The 20,209-nt window shown below is 66.4% G+C and carries 14 protein-coding genes; 4 read left to right on the forward strand and 10 right to left on the reverse strand.

What is annotated here, in order from left to right; genetic code table 11:
- Nucleotides 1-161 precede the first annotated feature (161 nt).
- On the forward strand, nucleotides 162-2,180 hold the full coding sequence (locus HBF26_RS10600) for an FAD-dependent oxidoreductase (RefSeq protein ID WP_167125815.1): 2,019 nt from the start codon (nucleotides 162-164) through the stop codon (nucleotides 2,178-2,180).
- Between the two features lie 238 nt (nucleotides 2,181-2,418).
- On the opposite strand, the gene prpC is transcribed toward HBF26_RS10600, so the two are convergent.
- From prpC to HBF26_RS10650, 10 genes are all read right to left on the reverse strand, one after another.
- Nucleotides 2,419-3,573 carry a bifunctional 2-methylcitrate synthase/citrate synthase gene (prpC, locus tag HBF26_RS10605; RefSeq protein WP_167125818.1) on the reverse strand — a complete coding sequence of 385 codons (1,155 nt, stop codon included), beginning with the start codon at nucleotides 3,571-3,573 and terminating at the stop codon, nucleotides 2,419-2,421.
- 11 nt (nucleotides 3,574-3,584) lie between these two features.
- Complete coding sequence (prpB, locus tag HBF26_RS10610; protein ID WP_167125821.1) at nucleotides 3,585-4,472, reverse strand: methylisocitrate lyase; 888 nt, start codon at nucleotides 4,470-4,472, stop codon at nucleotides 3,585-3,587.
- A 103-nt stretch (nucleotides 4,473-4,575) separates the two neighbouring features.
- Nucleotides 4,576-5,985 carry a family 4 glycosyl hydrolase gene (locus tag HBF26_RS10615; protein WP_167125824.1) on the reverse strand — a complete coding sequence of 470 codons (1,410 nt, stop codon included), beginning with the start codon at nucleotides 5,983-5,985 and terminating at the stop codon, nucleotides 4,576-4,578.
- Entirely contained in the window at nucleotides 5,963-6,907 is a 945-nt protein-coding gene (locus HBF26_RS10620) for a carbohydrate kinase family protein (protein WP_338039666.1), read from the reverse strand. Before HBF26_RS10620 ends, HBF26_RS10615 begins: the two co-directional genes overlap by 23 nt.
- Nucleotides 6,889-8,256: an APC family permease gene (locus tag HBF26_RS10625; protein ID WP_167125827.1), complete on the reverse strand. Its 1,368-nt coding sequence runs from the start codon at nucleotides 8,254-8,256 to the stop codon at nucleotides 6,889-6,891. Before HBF26_RS10625 ends, HBF26_RS10620 begins: the two co-directional genes overlap by 19 nt.
- 14 nt (nucleotides 8,257-8,270) lie before the next feature.
- Complete coding sequence (locus HBF26_RS10630; protein WP_167125830.1) at nucleotides 8,271-11,078, reverse strand: TonB-dependent receptor; 2,808 nt, start codon at nucleotides 11,076-11,078, stop codon at nucleotides 8,271-8,273.
- 192 nt (nucleotides 11,079-11,270) lie between these two features.
- Nucleotides 11,271-11,492, reverse strand: coding sequence for a hypothetical protein (locus HBF26_RS10635; protein WP_167125833.1), 222 nt, complete (start codon nucleotides 11,490-11,492; stop codon nucleotides 11,271-11,273).
- 141 nt (nucleotides 11,493-11,633) lie between these two features.
- Entirely contained in the window at nucleotides 11,634-13,805 is a 2,172-nt protein-coding gene (locus tag HBF26_RS10640; protein WP_167125836.1) for a TonB-dependent siderophore receptor, read from the reverse strand.
- Nucleotides 13,806-13,924: 119 nt separating this feature from the next.
- Nucleotides 13,925-15,832, reverse strand: coding sequence for a propionate--CoA ligase (gene prpE / locus HBF26_RS10645; RefSeq protein ID WP_167125839.1), 1,908 nt, complete (start codon nucleotides 15,830-15,832; stop codon nucleotides 13,925-13,927).
- An 84-nt stretch (nucleotides 15,833-15,916) separates the two neighbouring features.
- The gene (locus HBF26_RS10650) at nucleotides 15,917-17,503 is read right to left on the reverse strand and encodes an alpha/beta hydrolase (RefSeq protein ID WP_167125841.1); all 1,587 of its coding nucleotides are present in this window, start codon (nucleotides 17,501-17,503) and stop codon (nucleotides 15,917-15,919) included.
- Nucleotides 17,504-17,581: 78 nt separating this feature from the next.
- On the opposite strand from HBF26_RS10650, the gene HBF26_RS10655 reads away from it, so the two are divergent.
- The 3 genes from HBF26_RS10655 to HBF26_RS10665 are packed head-to-tail and all read left to right on the forward strand — an operon-like array spanning nucleotide 17,582 to nucleotide 20,152.
- The gene (locus HBF26_RS10655; protein ID WP_167125844.1) at nucleotides 17,582-18,361 is read left to right on the forward strand and encodes a phosphatase PAP2 family protein; all 780 of its coding nucleotides are present in this window, start codon (nucleotides 17,582-17,584) and stop codon (nucleotides 18,359-18,361) included.
- Between the two features lie 40 nt (nucleotides 18,362-18,401).
- A complete protein-coding gene (locus tag HBF26_RS10660) occupies nucleotides 18,402-19,358 on the forward strand; it encodes a diacylglycerol/lipid kinase family protein (protein ID WP_167125847.1) in 957 nt (318 codons plus the stop codon).
- Nucleotides 19,355-20,152: a metallophosphoesterase family protein gene (locus tag HBF26_RS10665; protein ID WP_167125849.1), complete on the forward strand. Its 798-nt coding sequence runs from the start codon at nucleotides 19,355-19,357 to the stop codon at nucleotides 20,150-20,152. Before HBF26_RS10660 ends, HBF26_RS10665 begins: the two co-directional genes overlap by 4 nt.
- The last annotated feature ends 57 nt before the right edge of the window (nucleotides 20,153-20,209 follow it).

Raw genomic sequence — 20,209 nt, forward strand, 5'->3', positions numbered from 1 at the left:
TTGCGACGCCACCGCCCGCCTTCGGGCGGGCTGCGTTGTAAAGGCGCCGATACACGCCGTAACGCGGCTGCTGCGGATGAATTCGTGAAGGCGCACCGGGCCACTTGCCGTACGCGGCGGTTCCGACCATTATTCGAACGATCGTTTGAACGGAGCCGTCCGTGGCCTACCCGCATCTGCTTTCCCCGCTCGATCTCGGATTCACGAGCCTGCCCAACCGCGTGCTGATGGGCTCGATGCACGTTGGCCTCGAGGACAAGGCTTCCGACTTCGACAAACTCGCGGCCTTCTACGCCGAGCGGGCCAGGGGCGGCGTGGGGCTCATCGTCACGGGCGGCATGGCGCCGAACATCCAGGGCTGGCTGAAGCCGATGTCCGGAACGATGTCGATGCCCTGGCACGTGGGCCGGCACCGCAAGGTCACCCGGGCCGTGCACGCGGAAGGCGGCAAGATCTGCATGCAGATCCTCCATGCCGGGCGATACGGCTACCAGCCGTTCTCCGTCGCCCCTTCGCGGATCAAATCCCCGATCACACCGTTCACTCCGCGCGCCCTGTCGGCGCGTGGCGTGGAACGCAGCATCGACGCCTTCGTGCGCAGCGCGCGACTGGCCCGCGACGCCGGTTACGACGGCGTGGAGGTCATGGGCTCGGAAGGCTACCTGATCAACCAGTTCCTCACGGCGCGCACGAATCGTCGTACCGACCGCTGGGGCGGTTCGGCCGAGAACCGCATGCGCTTCCCCATCGAGATCGTGCGACGCATGCGCGAGGCGGTCGGGCGCGATTTCATCATCGTGTACCGCCTGTCGATGCTCGACCTCGTGGACGAGGCCCAATCGTGGACGGACATCGTCACGCTCGCCAAAGGCATCGAGGCCGCGGGCGCCACCATCATCAACACGGGCATCGGCTGGCACGAGGCGCGCATCCCCACCATCGTCACCAGTGTGCCGCGTGGCGCCTTTACCTGGGTCACACGGCGGATGAAGGGCGAAGTGTCCATACCGCTGGTCACCACCAACCGCATCAACATGCCCGATGTGGCCGAGGCCATCCTCGCCCGGGGCGATGCCGACATGGTGTCCATGGCGCGTCCTTTCCTCGCCGACCCGGAGTGGGTGAACAAGGCGCGCAAGGCACAGCCCGAGGCCATCAACACGTGCATCGCGTGCAACCAGGCCTGCCTCGACCACGTGTTCGCGAACCGGCGCGCCTCGTGTCTCGTGAACCCCCGCGCCTGCCATGAGACCGAACTGATCGTCGCGCCAGCGTCGGCCCGGAAACGCGTCGCCGTCGTGGGCGCCGGCCCGGCCGGTCTTGCAGCGGCGACCACGCTTGCCGAACGCGGCCATGCCGTCACCCTGTTCGATCGCGCGCCGGTCATCGGCGGCCAGTTCAACATGGCAAAGCGCATTCCGGGTAAGGAAGAATTCCACGAGGCGCTGCGCTATTTCGACCATCGCCTCGAAGCGACCGGCGTGCAGCGCCGACTCGGCACCGACGCCACACCTGACGCGCTCGCCTCCGGAAGCTTCGACACCGTAGTGCTCGCCACCGGCGTGCGCCCGCGGATGCTGGACATACCCGGCGCGGATCACCCGAAAGTGCTGAGCTACCTCGACGTGTTGCAGAACGACGCCGCCGTCGGACACAAGGTCGCCATCGTCGGGGCCGGCGGCATCGGCTTCGATGTCGCGGAGTTCCTCACCGAAGCCACGCCCTCCCCCACCACCGACATCGCTCGCTGGACGAAGGAATGGGGTGTGGACATGGCCATGACCACACCCGGCGGCCTTACGACCGCGCAGCCGGAAAAGCCCGAGCGTCAGGTCTGGCTGCTACAGCGGACCTCGGGGCGGCCGGGTGGCCGCCTCAACAAGACGTCCGGCTGGGTGCACCGCGCCACGCTGAAGAACAAGCGCGTGCAGATGATCGGCGGTGTGGCGTACGAAAAGATCGACGATGCGGGGTTGCACGTCGTCGTCGACGGCAAGGCGCAGGTCCTGGATGTCGATCACGTTGTGGTCTGTGCGGGCCAGGAACCGAACCGCGAACTGCACGATGCGTTGCTGGCGCGTGGCGTGGATGTGCGCCTGATCGGCGGCGCCGATGTCGCCGCGGAGCTGGACGCGAAGCGGGCTATCGATCAGGCGACGCGCCTGGCGGCTGCACTCTGATCGACGCCATGTACAGCGCCCCTGTGGGAGCCGGCTATGCCGGCGATCCCGCGGCAGCGGGCCCGCTTGTCGCGAGCACCCATCGCCGCTGAAGCGGCTCCCACACAAAGCTCGGCTGCCTTCTGTGGGAGCCGGCTATGCCGGCGATCCCGCGGCAGCGGGCCCGCTTGTCGCGAGCACCCATCGCCGCTGAAGCGGCTCCCACAGGGACATCCACCCCGCGGGAGCCGCGCGCAATTCAGCGCTTCTCGATCGGCGTGTAAGCCTGGTCTTCCGGGCCGGTGTAGTTTGCGCTCGGGCGGATGATCTTGCCGTCCTGGCGCTGTTCGATCACGTGGGCGCTCCAGCCCGAGGTGCGGGCGATGACGAAGAGCGGCGTGAACATGGCAGTGGGCACGCCCATCATGTGATAGGCCGAGGCCGAGTACCAGTCGAGGTTCGGGAACATCTTCTTCAGTTCCCACATCAGCTTCTCGATCTTCTCCGACACCTCGAACAGGCGCGGATTGCCGCCCTCGGTGCAGAGCTTGCGCGAGATTTCCTTGATGATCTCGTTGCGGGGATCGGACACCGTGTACACCGGATGGCCGAAGCCGATGATGATCTCCTTGCGATCGACGCGCGCGCGAATGTCGGCTTCCGCCTCGGCCGCGTCGCGGTAGCGGGCGATGATCTCCATCGCCACCTCGTTCGCTCCGCCGTGCTTCGGCCCGCGAAGCGCACCGATGGCACCGGTGATGGCCGAATACATGTCGGACCCCGTGCCGGCGATGACGCGGGCCGTGAAGGTGCTGGCGTTGAATTCGTGCTCGGCGTACAGCACCAGCGAGCGGTCCAGCGCGTGCGAGTGCAGTTCGCTGGGTTTGCGCCCGTGCAGCAGGTGCAGGAAATGCCCGGCGATGGACTCGTCGTCCGTCTCCGTTTCGATGCGCTTGCCGTTGTGGCTGAAGTGGTACCAGTACAGCAGCATGGAACCGAAGCTCGCCATGAGGCGGTCGGCAATGTCCCGTGCGCCGGTGAGGTTGTGGTCGTCCTTTTCCGGCAGCACGGTGCCGAGCACCGAAGCGCCGGTGCGCATCACGTCCATGGGGTGCGTGGCTGCGGGCAGCAACTCGAGCGCGCTCTTCACCGGAGCCGGCAGGCCGCGCATGCGTTTCAGCTTGGCACGGTAGGCGTTCAGCTCCATCCAGTTCGGAAGCACGCCGTGCACGAGGAGATAGGCCACTTCCTCGAACGAGCCTTTGGCGGCGAGGTCGTGAATGTCGTAGCCGCGGTAATGCAGGTCGTTGCCGCTGCGGCCGACCGTGCAAAGCGCGGTGTTGCCGGCGGCGACGCCGGACAGGGCGACGGACTTCTTCGCCTTCGGCGCCGTGGTGGTTGGGGTGTCGCTCATTGCGTGACTCCTTAACCTTTCTTGGAGAACAGTTCGTCGAGGTGACGTTCGTAGGCGTGGTAACCGATACGGTCGTAGAGTTCTTCGCGCGTCTGCATCGTGTCGATCACGTTGCGCTGGTGGCCGTCGCGGCGGATCGAGGTGTAGACGTTCTCCGCAGCCTTGTTCATGGCCCGGAAGGCGGAAAGCGGATAGAGCACGATGCCGACGCCCACGCTGCCCAGCTCCTGGGTGCTGAACAGCGGCGTCTGGCCGAACTCGGTGATGTTGGCGAGGATGGGCACCTTCACGGCATCGACGAAGCGCTTGTAGGTCGGCAGGTCGTACGCCGCTTCGGCGAAGATCGCATCGGCACCTGCCTCGACGCAGGCGATGGCGCGCTCGATGGCGGCGTCCACACCGTCTACCGCGATGGCGTCGGTGCGCGCGATGAGGAAGAAGTCGGCGTCGGTCTTCGCGTCGGCCGCGGCCTTGACGCGATCGGCCATCTCGCCCGCGCTGACGATCTCCTTGCCGGGACGGTGGCCGCAGCGCTTGGCGCCCACCTGGTCCTCGATATGACAGGCCGCTGCGCCGAACTTGATGAGGCTTTTCACCGTACGCGCGATATTGAACGCACTGGGGCCGAAGCCCGTGTCGATATCCACCATGAGCGGCAGGTCGCACACGTCGGTGATGCGGCGCACGTCGGTAAGCACGTCGTCGAGCGTGTTGATGCCGAGATCGGGGAGCCCCAGGGAGCCCGCGGCCACGCCGCCGCCGGACAGGTAGATGGCACGGAACCCCGCCCGCCTGGCCAGCAGGGCGTGGTTGGCATTGATCGCCCCGATCACCTGCAGCGGCTGTTCGGCTGCGAGCGCGGCCCGGAAGCGGGCGCCGGGCGAGGGTTGCTGTGCCATGGAACTCTCCGCGTAAAGGGAGGCATTTTAGCGCACGGGGCGCCCAAAGGCCTTGCTGCGCCGCGGCGTAGCCGCGGCGCTTCCACGCGGATGGCCCGCCTTGCTACCGGTGCATCGGCCCGTGGCAGAGGCATTCGCCGTCTTCGTTCGCGTGCCCCAGCAATGCGTCGAGCAGGCTGGCGGTGGGTGTCCACTCGCCTATCGCCGGGTGGATCAGCATGGCCTTGCGGGCCACCAGGCGGCTACCTTCCAGCACCGAGGCAATGGCCGCGCGCTCATAAGCCTTCACCGAGCGCACCAGACCCGCCACGGCATCGGGCAGCGGCGCGACCCTGCGCGGTTCGATGCGATCGAGCGAGATATCGCACAGGGTCTCCACCACATCGGCATCGGGCAGGTCCGGCACCGCCCCGCGGTTGCGCGTGTTGACGACGATAGGCGCGGGCTTCGCGCCGGTCAGTGCGCTCATCACATCGATAGCGATGCGGTGATAGCCGGTCGCGACGCGGAACGGATCGACGTCCAGGCTCACACCGTCGTCGAACGCCGAGCCGCCTTCCGCCTCGAGTTTCATGTACGAACCGGAGCGCTGGTTGAGATAGGCGGCATAGATGTCCACCGCCTCGTCGCCCTGCCCGGCCGCCAGACGCGAACTCAACGCAGCGATCAGTTCGTCGTTCAGTGTCGCGATCTCGGCGCCACGGCTGCCGCCCTGGCGGCGCTGGTTGGCCAGCGCGCGCTGGCGTTCGTAGTAGAAGAACAGGTACTCCGTGGGGATGAGCCGTAGCGTACGGATCATGTCGGTATCGAACAGCGGCGCGAGGTACAGGCTGCGCAACAGCTCGTCGCTGTCGATCAGCGTGTCGATCTTCTCTTCGCCGCGCACGCGCACGCTGCGTACCCAGCCCAGATGGTTGAGGCCGACGTAGTCGCATTCCACGGATTCGAACGGCTCGCCGAGCGCACGGGCGATGTTGTGGAAGAGCTCCGTGGGTGTATCGCAGATGCCGACGATGCGCGCCTTGCTGTGATCGCTCACCGCCTGGGTGATCAGGCCCGCGGGGTTGGTGAAGTTCACCAGCCACGCATCCGGCGAGAGGCGCTCGACCAGCCGGGCCTGTTCGATCGCGACGGGGATGGTGCGCAGGCCCATCGCCACACCGGCGGGGCCCGTGGTTTCCTGGCCGGAATAACCGTGCTCGATCGCGACGCGTTCGTCGGCGGCACGGCCGGCGATGCCGCCGATGCGGATGCTGTTGAGGACGAAATCCGCGCCCTCGATGGTGTCCTCGATGGAGGTGGCAGCGCGCAGGCGAAGTTGGCCGCCCCCGCGCCGGACGATCGCCTTGCCCAGGTCCACCATGACCCGCAGGCGTTCCGGGTCCGGATCGTAAAGCACCATCTCGGCGGCACCGAGGGCTTCGGCGGCCTCGTTCACGCCAAACACGACCAGGGGCGAGCGGACACTGCCGCCTCCCACGAGGGCGATCTTACGATCGGTACGTCTGTTCACGAAGGGTCCTCAATTGGGGGGAATGGGGTAGCGCCGCGAGGGCGCCGGCGGCCGTGCTGCACAGGGCGCCGCAGATGCAGGCGCGCTCCAGCGCAGGGCCAGGGGCTTCGTCGTCGAGCCACGCGTCGATCAGGCCGGCGTTGAACGCATCGCCGGCACCGGTGGTGTCCACCACCTCGATCACCGGCGGTGCCACATGGTGGGATACGCCGCCGGCCACGGCGACGGCGCCCTGTTCGCCGCGTTTCAGGACGGTTCGGGGCAGGCCGTTCTCCAGCGCCCATGCCATATAAGCCTCGGCGCCCGCCTGGCCGCAGAGCATTTCGGCCTCGGTGGCGTTGGGCAGGAACAGGTCCACCTCGCGACACGTCGCGACGTTCGCGGGGTCGCGCAGCCAGTCGGGCGAATGGCCGACATCCAGCGACAGCGTGCAGCCGGCCGCACGCAGCGGCGGCAACATGGACGAAGCCAGCTCACGCGACAGTGGCATCGCGAAATGCACGTGCCGCGCCGCAGCGAGGTCGGCGATGACGGATGGCACCGCCAGCAGATCCGGCAGGCCCCGGTTGGCGCCGGGGTAGGTAAAGAACGTGCGGTCGTCACGCATGGAAACACTGACGGTGGTGCCGGTAACCTCCTGCTCCAGGCGTATGCCGTCCATGCCGACGTCGAACTCAGCCAGACGGCGCTCGAACCAGTCGAAGTCGGCATCGCCGATCAGCCCGACGAGTCGCACGCGGCGGCCGAGGCGCGAAAGCCCACACGCCGTGTTCACGCTGCCGCCACCCAGTTCGCGCACGTAGCTCCTGGCGATCACCTCCTCGCCGGGGCGCGGCCAATGGGAAAAGCCGGTGAAGACGTGGTCGGCGAAGATCTCCCCGACGACAGCGACATCCCGGAGCTTCAACGGGGGAATGGCCACGTGCGGGTTCTCCGTGCTTGCCAGAGGAAAAGGAGGCTGCCCGCCGCGATGGCGACGAAGGCGGTCAGCATGGTCGGAACGCCGCTGGTGGCGACGAGGTAAAGCCAGCCGGCAACGCTGACCGCAATCGGCAGTGGATACAGCGGCATGTGGAATGCTCCCTCGACACGCGGGCGCCGTCGCAGGGCCACCACCGCGAAACACTGCGCGATGTACTGGAACAGGATCTGCACCACCATCAGCAGGCCGATCAGCCTCTCCAGCGAAAGGAAGCACGCAAGCGCGGAGGTGATCCCGACGAACAGCAGCGACACCGTGGGGAAGCCGTCGCGCGGATGCAGCCGTGCGAAGGCACGGAAGAACTGGCCGGCCGCGGCGGCGGCATAGGGCACGCGCGAATAGCCGAGCAACACGACCAGCGCCGACCCCCAACTGGCGACGAGGATCAGCACAACGGCCAGCGTGCCGCCCCACGCGCCGTGCACCGCCTGCATCATGTCGGCCACCACCGCGGTGGAGTGCGCTGCCTGTTCCCAGGGCAACACGCCGAGGATGCTGACGTTGAGACCAAGGTAGAGGACGGCCACCACCGGAATCGACACCAGCACGGCCATCGGAATGGTGCGCCGCGGCTGCTTCACCTCACCGCCGAGCATGCAAACGTTGTTGTAGCCGCCGTAGTCGTACACGGCGATCAGCGACACCGCACCGAGCCCCAGCCAGAAACCCTTGCCGGAGGCCATCGGCGCATCCATGAAATGCCGCGCCGTCGCCATGTCGAAGTGCATGATGCCGGTGAGGACAATCCATAGCGCGGCGGCCACCACAGCCACGGTGACCACCAGCGACAGCTTCTGGATATCGCCCACCTTGCGGTAAAGGATCGCCGTGTTCAGCAAACAGAGCGTGGCGGCGACGACGACGCGACCGCCCTCGCCCAGGGAAGGCACGAGGTACCCCGCGTATTGCGCAAAGCCCACCGCTGCGGAGCCGATCGACAGCGGCGCCGTCAGCAGCGTCTGCCAGAGGTAGAGGAAACCGAAGAGCCGCCCTGCCCGTTCCCGGCCATAGGCCTCGCGCAAGTAGTGATAGGGCCCGCCGGATTCGGGGATCGTGGAACCCAGCTCGGCCCACACCAGTCCGTCGCACAGGCAGAGAAAGGCGCCGGCGATCCAGCCCAGCAGCACTGCCGGACCCGCCAGCGCGGAAAGCGCCAGCGGGATGGTGACGAACGGCCCGATGCCGATCATGTTCAGCACGTTGGCCGAGAGGCCGCCCCAGAACCCGATCGCCCGCGGCGGCACGGCATTCGCCAACACCCGCGTGTCGCCTTCGCGCCATCCCGTCATGCGTCCGCTCCCACTCAGAACGAGTACTTCACGGTGACCAGGGCTGTGCGGCCCGCATCGACGATATCCGAATTGGCCAGACTGTAACGGCCAATGTGCGACCAATACTGGTATTGCCTGGTCAGGTTGCTGATCTGCAGGTCGAATTGCAGGCCGTTGGCCAGCGCGTAACCGGCGTGCAGGTCGACGCGCCGGATCGGCCGGAGCCAGAGGTCGTCCCACGGGGCACCCTGGTTCAGGAAGTCGTACGTGGAGATGTACGAACCCGTGTAGTGGTAGCTCAGATTCAGCGAGAAACCGTATTTCTCGTAGAACACTTCCGCGTTGGCCATCGTGCGCGGGGCCTGCTGGAGACGCTCGTGCTCGAAGCCGTCCCGGCCCAGATCCACGCGCGAGTTCTGCTTGGTAGCGTTGACACTGAAGCCGAGGCCGTTCCAGGCCCCCGGCAGGTTCTCGAACTTCTGCCGCACCGTGGCTTCGATGCCGTACACGCGACCATCGCCACCGTTCGTCGGCGTCTTTGTCAGCACCGTGCCCACACCCGAGGTGTTCGGGTTGGCCTGGCCGCCACCGCTGTCGTAGATGTAATCGCTCAGCTTCTTGTAATAGCCGGTGAGCGAGAAGAACCCGCCGCTGGCGGTGGTCCATTCGGCGCCCAGGTCGACGTTGGTGGCCTTGATCGGGTCCAGATCGGGGTTGCCGCGGGTGATCGTGGTCACGCCATTGGACACGCTGATCTGCTCGCCGCCGCCAAGCTGGACGAACGCCGGCCGCGTATAGCTCTGCCAGATCGAGCCACGGAACACCACATTGCCACCGGGGCGGTAGTTGATGAACAGGCTGCCGAGCGGTTCGTTGTAGATGGTGCGATTGTTGGAGAAGTAGCCCGGCAACTCGTTGCCGTCGGGGTCCTGCGGCGTCGTCCAGAATGTGTTGTGGATGGAGGTGTGCTCGAAGCGCACGCCAGGAATGATCTCCAGCGGCCCTTGCTCGATGGTCGCCATGGCGTAGGCGGCGGAAACTGCCTCGGTACCGCGCATGGTGTCGCAGTTGAAGTTGTTGAAGTCGAGCTGGCTGCACGTGTCCAGATCGGAGGGCTGGACATGCGCATCGATCAGGGCCGCGACCGCGGCGCGACTCACGTCCGGCGTCCTCCACGGATACTTGCCGGGAAAGATCTGGTTGTAATACCCCTTGAAGATGCCCAGGTCGTCCAGCGTGGTGGTGCCGTCGTTGATACCGCCGGTGCTCCAGTCGCGGTTGGTGAAGGTGCGCGAGCTGTCGCTGTACTTCACGCCGAACTTCACCGACTGCACCGGGCCGTCCTCGAAGTCGTAGCGCAGGTCGAGTTTCGCGCCGCCCCGTTTCTGGCCGGAACGAATACGGGTGACTTCGCCGTAATCGTTCGCCCACATGTTCTGGATGTTGTTCACCGAACCCAGGAGCGCCGGTGTCAATACCGGATACGGGAAGTGATTGCCGCCGTAGGAGAGCAGCGAGCTCCTGTCATAGGCGAAGTTGTCCTGCGAGTACTTGTCCTCGCGCCCGTCGATCTCGACATGCTCCGGGCGATCGTTGCGGCCGATACTCCAGAACACGTTCGGCGAGATCGTCCAGCCCCCCGCCGTCTTGTCCGCACCGAACTGGATGGTGCCGAGATCGGCGCGCTCCGGGTTGGTTTCGAACCAGAAGCGATTGGCGATGCGGCCGATGTTCGGCGTGTACACGCCCGGCGTTGCCGTGGGCACGTAAGTCACGTCCTGCGGCAGCAACTGGTTGTACGTGGTGTTCTGTTCGGTAAGCGCATACGCGTAAGACATCTTGGCGTAGGCGTGGAAGGTGGGATCGATGTTCCAGTCGAACGACATGTTGCCGCCGTAGCGGCGCTCGAAACCCGAGGCGATACCGACGTTGGTGCCGATGCTGGTGAGGTTGTGCTGCGGGTCGTAACCCGGCGCGTTGTCGCCTTCGGCGGTGGCATGCAGGAAAGCCCACGATCCGTCATTGCTGGCGCTTTCGGCCGCGCCGACCTCGCTGTTGGCGATATTGCGGTAGTCGTAGTACGCACTGACGTAGACGCCGAACTGTTTTTCTTCACCGAACTTGCTCTGCAACTCACCGGCCAGTCCGCCACCCAGGCCGCTGCCGCCGTAATCGCGTGCTCGGCTTTCGCTGCGGCCGCTCGCGGTGACGCTGCCGCTGAAATCCTTCTTGAAATCGAACGCGCTCGGCGTGCGGAAATCGATGGTGCCGCCGATGGCGTCGCCGTCCATGTCGGCCGTGGAGGTCTTGTTGAGCACAATGGTCTGCAAGCCCGACGGCGGCAACAGGCTGAGCTGCACGCTGCGGCTGTAAGGCATGCCCTGGGCGACGTTGCTGCCGTTCACCAGGTTCACGTTGTACTCCGAAGGCAGCCCGCGCACGGAAGCGAACATGCCCTCGCCGCGCGCTGCGCCGTCGACGCCCCCGAAATAACCGGTACCCGTCGTGGTCACGTTCACACCGGACATCAGGCCGAGCGCTTCGGCCACGTTGTGCACGGCGGTGTGCTGCAGGTCGTTCGCCGAGAGCACGTCCACCGTATTGACCGAATCCATGCGGATGTTCGTCGCCTCGTAGCGGTTGGCCACGACGCTCAGCGCCTTCAGCTGTACGGCCTTGTCCTTCTCGTTCTTTCCTTTTTCCGTCTTCTCCCCGGCGGCCGTCACCGGCGCATCCTCGCCGGCGGCCTGTTGCGCGTGCACCGGTGCACCCAGGAAACCGCAGGCCATACAGATGGCCAGCACAAGTGTCTTCTTCGTCAGATCATGACTGTTACGCATATGTCACCCCACCCCGAAAGTGTCGCTGCAGGCAGCACGAAGCCCTCCGCCCATGCTGCGGATATGTCGACCAGCGACCTTCGACATGCACACGCTGCCTGTACGCGCGCGAGACGCGATCAGGCGAACGTCATGTCATGCCCGCTTGCGACGCGGGCTCATCAGGAAGGGAGGCCGATCAGGAGAAACGGATCAGCGGGTATGGCGCGGCGGCGAATAGCCGGCGAGGGATTTGCCACGCGAGCGCAGGGCACTGAGCTTGGCGCGGGAGAGTATGCGCTGGCCGTCGGCCTGCACGAAGGGGAACGACGGCTCCGCCATGGCGCAACCCGGATGTGCTGGATTGTGGCTGCGGTGCGGCATGACACCCCCGAGGTAGACACCGCACGCGATGGCGATGCGGCGCTTCGGCAAGGTATAGCGCACCGTAAAAACGGCGTCAATAAGCCTTCTGTCGTTGCCTGTGGGAGCCGCTTCAGCGGCGATGGGTGCTCGCGGGAGCGCCTGTTGCCGCGGGATCGCCGGCGTAGCCGGCTCCCACAAGGTCATTGCAGCTCAGAAAAACTTGTAATTGAACGAAACCGTATACGTCGCGCCGGGTGCGTAATACAGGTTGCTGTAGTTATCGAGCACGAAGTACTTCCGGTTAAGCAGGTTCTCGCCATTGATCTGCAGCGAGGCGCGATCGTCGAACGCGTAGCGTGCCATCGCCGTTACCAGGAATACCGACGACTGATCGACGCGTTGCGGTCCGTTAGGGCCGTCCACCAAGGTGTGGCTCGGGCCCTGCCAGTTGACGCCGCCGCCGAGAGTCAGGCCGGCGAGCTGGCCAGGCAGCCGATACGTGGTGAACGTGCGCACGAGCGTGCGCGGCAGGGCCGGGCGCAATTCGCCGGTGTGGCCGGGGCCTTTCACGTTGAAGTGCGACCAGCCCACCGTGCCGTTCCATGCATCGGAGAACGCACCCGACGCTTCGAATTCGTAGCCACGCGAGCGCGTGCCGTCGACGCTGTAATACGCCTGCGTGATGCCATCGGGAAGAAGCTTGCCGACGTCGGCCTCGGCGACGCTGGACAGGCGGGTATCGAAGAACGTGAGCGACGTGTTCAACGCCCCACCGAAGTGGCGACCCTTGATACCGACTTCGCGACTGCTGCCGACCATCGGATCGAGGAAGCTACCGTCTACACGGCGGTTGTCCTGCGGATCGAAGATCTGCGTGTAGCTCGCGAACGCCGAATAGACCGGGGTGATGTCGTAGATCAGACCCGCGTAGGGAATGGTCTTGTCCTGCTTCTGGTGATACACGCCCGCCGAGGCGTCGTTCGTGTCGTTCGTCCAACGAGTGCGGCGCGCGCCCACGATGAGCTTCAGCGGATCGGCCAGCGAGAGGCGCGCAGCGGCGTAGAGGCCCTTCTGCCTGGTGCTGATGAGCGAAGCGCGGTTCGCGGTCGCAGCGAAATCCGGATAGGGGTACTGTCCCGTCCAGTCGAGGAAGTTGCCGGGGTCCGGCAGGTCGCCGTGCGGGTATTCATAGGCGTCGTTCGAGTAGTGCGAACCGCTGGCACCCACGACCAGCTCATGCTCGCGGCCGAACGCCTGGAACGGGCCGGACGCATACACGTCCAGCATGTTCTGCCTGCCGTGCTGCCGGCTGCGGTAGGCGTAGGGAGTGATGCCCTCGCCCGTTTCCCTGTTGGGCCAGCCGTAGACGTAGAACAGCGCGTCGTCGCCGTCTGTCTGCCGGTGACTGGCTATCGCGTGCAACTGCCAGCCGTTGTCGAAGCTGTGCTTGAGATCGACGAAGGCGGTCTGGGTCTTCTGGTTCCAGAAGGTCCAGTTCGCCGCGCTGGTGAACGAGCGCGGCCACGAGAGGAAACCGCCGTCGTCGTAGAACACCGGGTACGTGCCCCAGGTGACACCCTTCGGCTTGGTCTTCTGGTAATCGTAGCCCACGCTCAGCACGGTACGGTCGCCCAGGTCGGCATCGACCACGCCGTAGAACACGTTCTTCGCATTGCTGTAGCGGTCGAGGTAGGAGTCCCCGTCTTCGTGCACGCCGACCATGCGTCCGCGGATGCTGCCCGATGCGTTCAGTGGCGAGGCGATATCGAACTCGGCGCGCTTTGTGTTCCACGAGCCGTAGCTGACGGTGGCCTCGGCCTGTGGCGTGCGGCTGTCGGCATGCTTGCGCACGAAGTTGATCAGCGCGGCGGGGCTACCCGCACCGCTCAGCAGGCCCGATGCGCCGCGCACCACTTCGATGCGGTCGTAGAGCGCCGTGTCCAGCGTGGCATCGGCGGAACTCGCATTGAGGCCCGGAGCGACCGGCACGCCGTCGTTGGCGACGTTCTCGATCTGGAAGCCGCGCGACCAGAACACGACGCGCTCGGTGTCGTACTGGCTGGAGGAGACGCCGACGGAGTTGTCCAGCACCGAACGCACGTTGGTGAGGTGCTGGTCCTCGATGCGCTGGCGGGTGATGACGCTGATGGATTGCGGCGTGTCCTGCAGCGACAGCGGCAGGCGCGTGGCGGCGGCGGACGACTCCGCGGTATAGGTCGGTGCGGCCTGCCCCTGGACCCGTACCGCATCCAGTGTGGTCGTATCCGCGTCGCCATCGCCTTTCCCGTGCGCGGCATCCTGGGCATGCGCTGTGGAAAAGGCGACGGAAAGGCCGAGAAAAAGCAGGGAGAGACGCGGAAACGCTCGATGGCGATGAGACATGGTGCAGCCCCTTGAGGAGAAGTCGGTGAGACGACTGGGGCTTGCCGAGCGGCTGGCTCATCGTTTAGCCATCCGACTTTACCACGGCGGGGTTGCGATCTGAAGGTACGGAGGGGCCTCTAACCGGACGGCCGCTGCCCGCAATGCGGTCCGTGCGCGATGGCCTTGCGGATCTCCTCGAGGGAGTTCGGATCGTCGAGTGTGGAGAGATCGCCGGGATCGGTGCCCTGCATGAGCGCCTGCAAGGATCGGCGCAGCAGCTTGCCCGAACGCGTCTTGGGCAAGGCGCCGACCACGTAGACGCATGCGGGCCGCGCGAGGCCGCCGAGCAGTTCCACCACACGTCGCTCCATGGCCTGCGCGACGTCGCGCGGATCGTCGCTGACCCCCTGCTTCAGTGTCGCGAACACCGCGGGCACCTGCCCTTTGAGTTCGTCGACGATGCCGACCACCGCCACCTCGGCCACGGCCCCTAGGGTGGCCACGGATTCTTCCACCTCGCGCGTGCCCAGGCGGTGCCCCGCGACGTTGATGACGTCGTCGGTGCGTCCGAGGATGAAGAAATAGCCTTCCTCGTCGCGCACCGCCCAGTCCAGCGAGCTGTACAGCAGTTCCTTGAAATGCCCGAAGTAGCTACGGCGATAACGTTCGTCGTCGCGCCAGATGGTCGTGAGGCAACCGGGCGGCAGCGGCGGTTCGATGACCAGCACGCCTTTTTCGCCTGGGGCCTTCTCTTCGCCCGTACCCTCGTCGATCACGCGCATGCGATAGCCGAAGATGGGGAATCCGGGCGATCCCGGTTTCACCGGCTTCAGGTCGAGGCCGGGCATCAGCGACAGCGCCGGCCAGCCCGTCTCGGTCTGCCAGTAGTTGTCGATCACGGTCTTGCCCGTGCCTTCCGTGAGCCAGTCGTATGTGGGGCGGTCGAGCGGCTCGCCCGCCAGGAAAATCCACTTCAGGGCCGACAGGTCGTACTTTCGCAACCAGGATGCGTCCTGCTTCTTCAGCATGCGCACCGCGGTGGGCGACGAGAACAGGGTGCGTGCGCCGTAGGCCTCGCACAGGCGCCACCACACGCCCGGATCCGGCCCCGTGGGCAGGCCTTCGTAGAGGATGGCCGTGCAGCCACCGATCAGCGGGCCGTAAACATTGTACGAATGCCCCACAGCCCAGCCCACGTCCGACGTGCAAAGGATCGTCTGACCCGGCTGCAGATCGAAGATGGCGGTCATGGAAACGGCGAGCGCCACCGCGTAGCCGCCCACGTCGCGCTGCACGCCCTTTGGCCTGCCGGTGGTACCGGAGGTGTAAAGCAGGTAGCTCGGTTCGTTCGACTCCAGCCAGGTCACCGGCACGTCTGCCCCGTCGTGCTTCGCGCGCAGCGTGGCGTAGTCGACGTCCCGCCCTTCGTTCCACGCCATGTCGGTGTCGAGCCCGCGGCTCACCACGAGCACATGCGGAGGCGCCGCCTTCGCCTCGCGCAACGCGGCATCCACCAGCGGCTTGTACGGGATGACCTTGCCGCCGCGCATGCCGGCATCCGCGCAGATGAGCAGCACCGGTTCCGCGTCGTCGATGCGCAGCGCCAGGTTGTGCGCGGCGAAGCCGCCGAAGACCACCGAGTGGATCGCTCCCACGCGCGCGCAGGCGAGCATCGCGAAAACGGCTTCGGCCACGTTCGGCATGTAGATGACGACGCGGTCGCCCCGGCCGACGCCGAGCTCCACGAGCGTAGCGGCGAACGTGTTCACCTCCCGATGGAGTTCGCGATAAGTGATCTCGCGAACGACGCCCGTTTCGGTCGAAACGGCGACGATGGCCAGCTGGTCGGGACGTGCGTCGAGATGGCGATCGACGGCGTTATGGCAGAGGTTCGTCGTTCCCCCGACGAACCAGCGCCGGAACGGCGGGTTCGCCGCATCGAGTATGCGCTGCGGGGGCGTCTCCCAATGGATCAGCCGCGCCTGCTCGGCCCAGAAGGCTTCGGGTTCGTCGACCGAGCGTCGCCAGGCGGTGTCGTAGTCCATGCTCGCATCCGGGAGAACGGGCCTATGAGATTAGATCGGGCGCCCAGCGGGCGCCTCTGGACGTTGGTCGAACACGAGCAGGCCCTAGCGCTCCTGGCCGGGGCGCGCCACGCGGTACATCTCCCACGCGATCTTCGTCAGCAACTCCTGCCCGTCGTCGCCCGGCTTGTAGAGGTCGAAGTGGGTCTTCCCTGGAAGGAAACGTATGTCGCTGCGGGCGTGCAAGCCGTCGAGCGTCTCCTTGAGGAGCTTCGCAGGGCCGTCGAGATAGAACGTGTCCGCCGTACCGACGATGACGTGAATCTTCCCATCGAGGTCGGGTTTCAGCGTGGGCCACTGCGTCCGCAGGCGCTCGGCGATGTCGTAATGGGCTCGCCAGTAGGCAGCGACCTGCGGATCCACGGCGCCGGTGTCGCGATTGAACATGGGCTGCGGCCGCCCGTCCTTGCCGCGCGGCGAGAACACCCATTCGAACGAGGCGAGCTGCCCGCCGTAGGCGCCCAGCACGCGTTCCAGTTTCGCGAATGTCTCGAAGGTGGCAATCACCTTGCCCTTGTCGCGCACCAGCGGGTTTTCGCTGCCGTCCGGCTTGCGGTAGGCGTTGGCGCCCGGCGCGGACAGGTCGATGCCCGTGAAGTCGCGGAAGTCGCTGGGATCGGGCGAGGTGGACCAGGTGCCGCCGAAGATCTTCGGATAGCGCGTCTGCAACCAGAGCGTGGCCCAGCCGCCGGACGAATGGCCGTTGAGGAACCGGCCGCTCGCCTTGCCGTCCATGCGGTACCGGCCTTCCAGCCACGGAATGTATTCCGTGGTCAGCGCCTGGCCCCACGGGCCGTTGTTCACGGAATCGGCGAACTCGTGCGTACCGGTGGGGCCGGATTCGTCGAGCAGCACCCAGATCATCGGCGGCATCTCTTTCTTCGCCATGGCCAGCCATATCGCGGCGATGGTGCCCGCGTAACGGTCGAAGCCCCCGGTGAACCCGTGCGTCAGATACACCGTGGGATAGCGTGCGATGCCCTTCGGGTCGTATCCCGGTGGCGTGAGCACCCAGGCGCGGATGACCTGAGACCGCCCGCCGAATGCCGTGAGCAGCGGGCTTTCCATGACTTCGGCATGGGCATGCTGGCGAGCTTCCGGCAGCGCGTCGCGCACGGCCTGCGGCAGCTTCGGTGAAAGCGCCCAGGGGTCGGTCGGCGGCACGGTCTTGCTCAGAGCCAGGACAGGCAGAGTGCCGCCCGGAGTGAACTTCACCTTCGTGACTTCGCTGAGGAGGTCGCCGGCATGCCGGCCGGAGTAGTTGTAATCGTGGCCGACATCGAGCACGGCCTGGACGTAGTAATCGCCCGGCGGCAGGGTCGAGAACCCGGCCGGGAAGGCCTCCCCGTCGGTGTCCAGGTCCACCGACTGGCCCGGCGCGATCCAGCTGACCTCACGCGCCGCCACGGATACGGACTTCGGCTGGAACGGATTGGTGTCCACCGCCTCGGGCTTTTCGCTCCCCGACGCCGGTGCCGCGAACACGATGAGTCGGCCAGAGGTGCCTTCGCCGACGGTACCGGGAAGGGAAACGCGGACGATGCGATGCGCGAGCGGCGCATCGTCGGCCTGTGCGGCGACCGTGGTGGCAAGGAGCGCGAGCGCGGCAAGCGCACGGGTCAGGTTCTTCATCGGTGGGGACCCCCTCTGGCCGCGGAGGCGCGGCGTGGCAACATGGCCGATCCTGCCACGACACGAGGAGCAAACGGAATGGACGCGGAGTGGATCAGCCGCCATGCCCTGTCGATCTGGGCCGTGCTCCTCGCGATCGCCCTGGGTGGCGCCGATCTGGCCTGGCGGCGGGCCGTGCGCCGGCGCGAGGGCCAGGATGCCGCGGCGCGCGCCCTCCTGCGGCCGGCCACCACCGTCGCCGTGGTCGTTGCCATGCTGACGATCGCCGCTGCAATCGCCGTCGAGATTCGCGACGCCGCCGGCCTGGCGGCGTTCGATACCGCGCTGGCCGGCCAGTTGCGCGCGAACATGCCGGAGGCGGCATTACGCGTGATCGCCCTGCTCACCCACGCCGGCGATGCGGTCGTGCTCGGCGTAGCCGCCGCCGCCATTTTCCTCGGGCTCCTGTGGCGACGGCATCGACGCCTCGCCGGGGCATGGATCACGACCCTCCTCGGCACGGCGCTGATCAACGCGGCGTTGAAGGGATGGTTCCGGCGCGAGCGGCCGCTGCACGACCATGGCTTCATCGTGGAGCACAGCTACAGCTTCCCGAGCGGTCACGCCTCCGGATCGATGGTCTTCTTCGGCATGCTGGCCTACGTGCTGCTCGTGCTGTGCCCGCCACGCTGGCATCGCTCGATCGTGGTCTCAGCCGTCGCGATGATCACCCTCGTAGGCATCAGCCGCATCCTCCTCCAGGTGCACTACTTCAGCGACGTGCTCGCGGGCTACGCGACCGGCCTGGCCTGGGTGACCCTGTGTGCCGGCAGCGCGGAATACGTGCGCCTGCGCGAGGGCCGAAGGGCGGCCTCGTGATTTCATGCGGTCGTGACGGCACGGATGCTTCCTTGTGTCCATGCCTACCCCAGCCCACGCTCCGTCCTTTGCCATCGTGATGAACACCGGTTCCGGCCACGGAGAGGCCGGTGCCGCCCGTGAAGAGATCGCGCGCATCCTGGATGCCGCAGGCAGGCCCCACCGATTCTTTCCGATCGACGGCGAGCGCGACATCAAGGAGGTGGTGCGGGAGGCCGCCGACTATGCGAAGTCCAGCGGCGGCGCGATCGTGGCGGCAGGCGGCGACGGCACCATCAACTGCGTGGCGGGCACCGCGTGGACCGAAGACCTCGTGATGGGGGTGCTTCCCCAGGGCACCTTCAACTTCGTGGGCCGGACCCACGGCATTTCCGCGGATACAACGGAAGCCACCGAGAAATTGCTGCGCGCCACGCCGCGAGACGTGCAGATCGGCATGGTCAACGACCGCATCTTCCTGGTCAACGGCAGCCTGGGCCTCTATCCGCAGGTGCTCGAAGACCGCGAAGCCTGGAAACAGCGCTTCGGCCGGCATCGCATTGTGGCCCTGTGGTCCGGGCTCGCGACGATGATGCGCGGGTACCGGCCGCTGCGCATCGAGGTGAGCGACGGCACCCAGACACGCACGCTGCGGACGCCCACCTTGTTCGTGGGCAACAATGCCCTACAGCTGGAAAAGATCGGCCTGCCCGAAGCGGCGGACGTGCGGCGCAACGACGGCACGCTCGCGGGGCTCGTCCTCAAACCGATCGGCAAGCTGACCATGCTCGGCATCATGCTCAGGGGCGCCCTCGGCAAGCTAGGCGAAGCGGAGCAGGCCGTAAGTTTCCCCTTCCGGGAGATCACGGTCGTGCCGAAACACCATCGGCACGCCATCAAGGTGGCCGTCGACGGGGAAATTGTCTGGCTGAAGCCACCCATCGTCTTCCGCGCCGCCCCGCGGCCCTTGCGCCTGCTGACCGATGGCGAGCGCCAGCCGGGGGAGGACCCGGGTTGAGCCTGATCGTTCAGATCTCCGACCCGCATTTCGGCACCGAGCGCCCCGACGTGGTGGCGGCCCTGCACGAGGCGATCGTGTCGCTCTCGCCGCGCCTGGTCATCCTGTCCGGGGACCTCACACAGCGCGCCCGCCGCTCGCAGTTTGCCGCGGCCCGGCGGTTCGTCGACGCTTATGCGCGTCCGACCCTCGTGATACCGGGAAACCACGATGTGCCGCTTTTCAACCTCGTCGCGCGCACGTTGAACCCGTTCGGAAATTACCGGCGCGCGTTCGGACGCGATCTGGAGCCGGTATTCGAAGACGACGACGTGCTGGCCATCGGGGTCAACACGGTGCGCCCCGGCCGGCACAAGAACGGCGAGGTGTCGGATGCGCAGATAGAGCGGGTCTGCACGCGCTTGCGTAGCGCTGGCGGCAACCCGCTTCGCATCGTGGTCACGCACCAGCCGGTGCACGTCATACGCGAGAAGGACATCGCGAACCTGCTGATCAACCACGAGCGCGCCGTCGCCGCGTGGGCCGAGGCCGGCGCCGACCTCGTGCTGGGCGGCCACATCCACTTGCCCTACGTTCGGCCGCTGGGCGTCGAGGGACAAGATCGTGCGCGCCCGCTCTGGTCGGTGCAGGCGGGTACGGCCGTATCCAAGCGCATTCGCGAGGGCATGAGCAACTCGTTCCATGTCATCCGGCGCGAGCGGGGTGACGAATGCGTGGTGGAGCAATGGGATTATGACGAGGCCGCAAGGCGCTTCGGCCCCGGCAAGCGCACCTCCATCCCGCTGCGCTACTAGGGACCACCCTGGGCCTGTCCATACATCGCGTCGACGTGTAGCGGGTCTACTATCGGG

This window comes from Luteibacter jiangsuensis, assembly GCF_011742555.1.
Lineage (GTDB): Bacteria > Pseudomonadota > Gammaproteobacteria > Xanthomonadales > Rhodanobacteraceae > Luteibacter > Luteibacter jiangsuensis.

What these genes read in the sequence shown, in the direction of transcription:
- prpC (WP_167125818.1), bottom strand. Translation starts at nt 3,573, where the DNA reads ATGAGCGACACCCCAACCACCACGGCGCCGAAGGCGAAGAAGTCCGTC.
- prpB (WP_167125821.1), bottom strand. Translation starts at nt 4,472, where the DNA reads ATGGCACAGCAACCCTCGCCCGGCGCCCGCTTCCGGGCCGCGCTCGCA.
- HBF26_RS10625 (WP_167125827.1), bottom strand. Translation starts at nt 8,256, where the DNA reads ATGACGGGATGGCGCGAAGGCGACACGCGGGTGTTGGCGAATGCCGTG.
- HBF26_RS10630 (WP_167125830.1), bottom strand. Translation starts at nt 11,078, where the DNA reads ATGCGTAACAGTCATGATCTGACGAAGAAGACACTTGTGCTGGCCATC.
- HBF26_RS10640 (WP_167125836.1), bottom strand. Translation starts at nt 13,805, where the DNA reads ATGTCTCATCGCCATCGAGCGTTTCCGCGTCTCTCCCTGCTTTTTCTC.
- prpE (WP_167125839.1), bottom strand. Translation starts at nt 15,832, where the DNA reads ATGGACTACGACACCGCCTGGCGACGCTCGGTCGACGAACCCGAAGCC.
- HBF26_RS10650 (WP_167125841.1), bottom strand. Translation starts at nt 17,503, where the DNA reads ATGAAGAACCTGACCCGTGCGCTTGCCGCGCTCGCGCTCCTTGCCACC.
- HBF26_RS10655 (WP_167125844.1), top strand. Translation starts at nt 17,582, where the DNA reads ATGGACGCGGAGTGGATCAGCCGCCATGCCCTGTCGATCTGGGCCGTG.
- HBF26_RS10660 (WP_167125847.1), top strand. Translation starts at nt 18,402, where the DNA reads ATGCCTACCCCAGCCCACGCTCCGTCCTTTGCCATCGTGATGAACACC.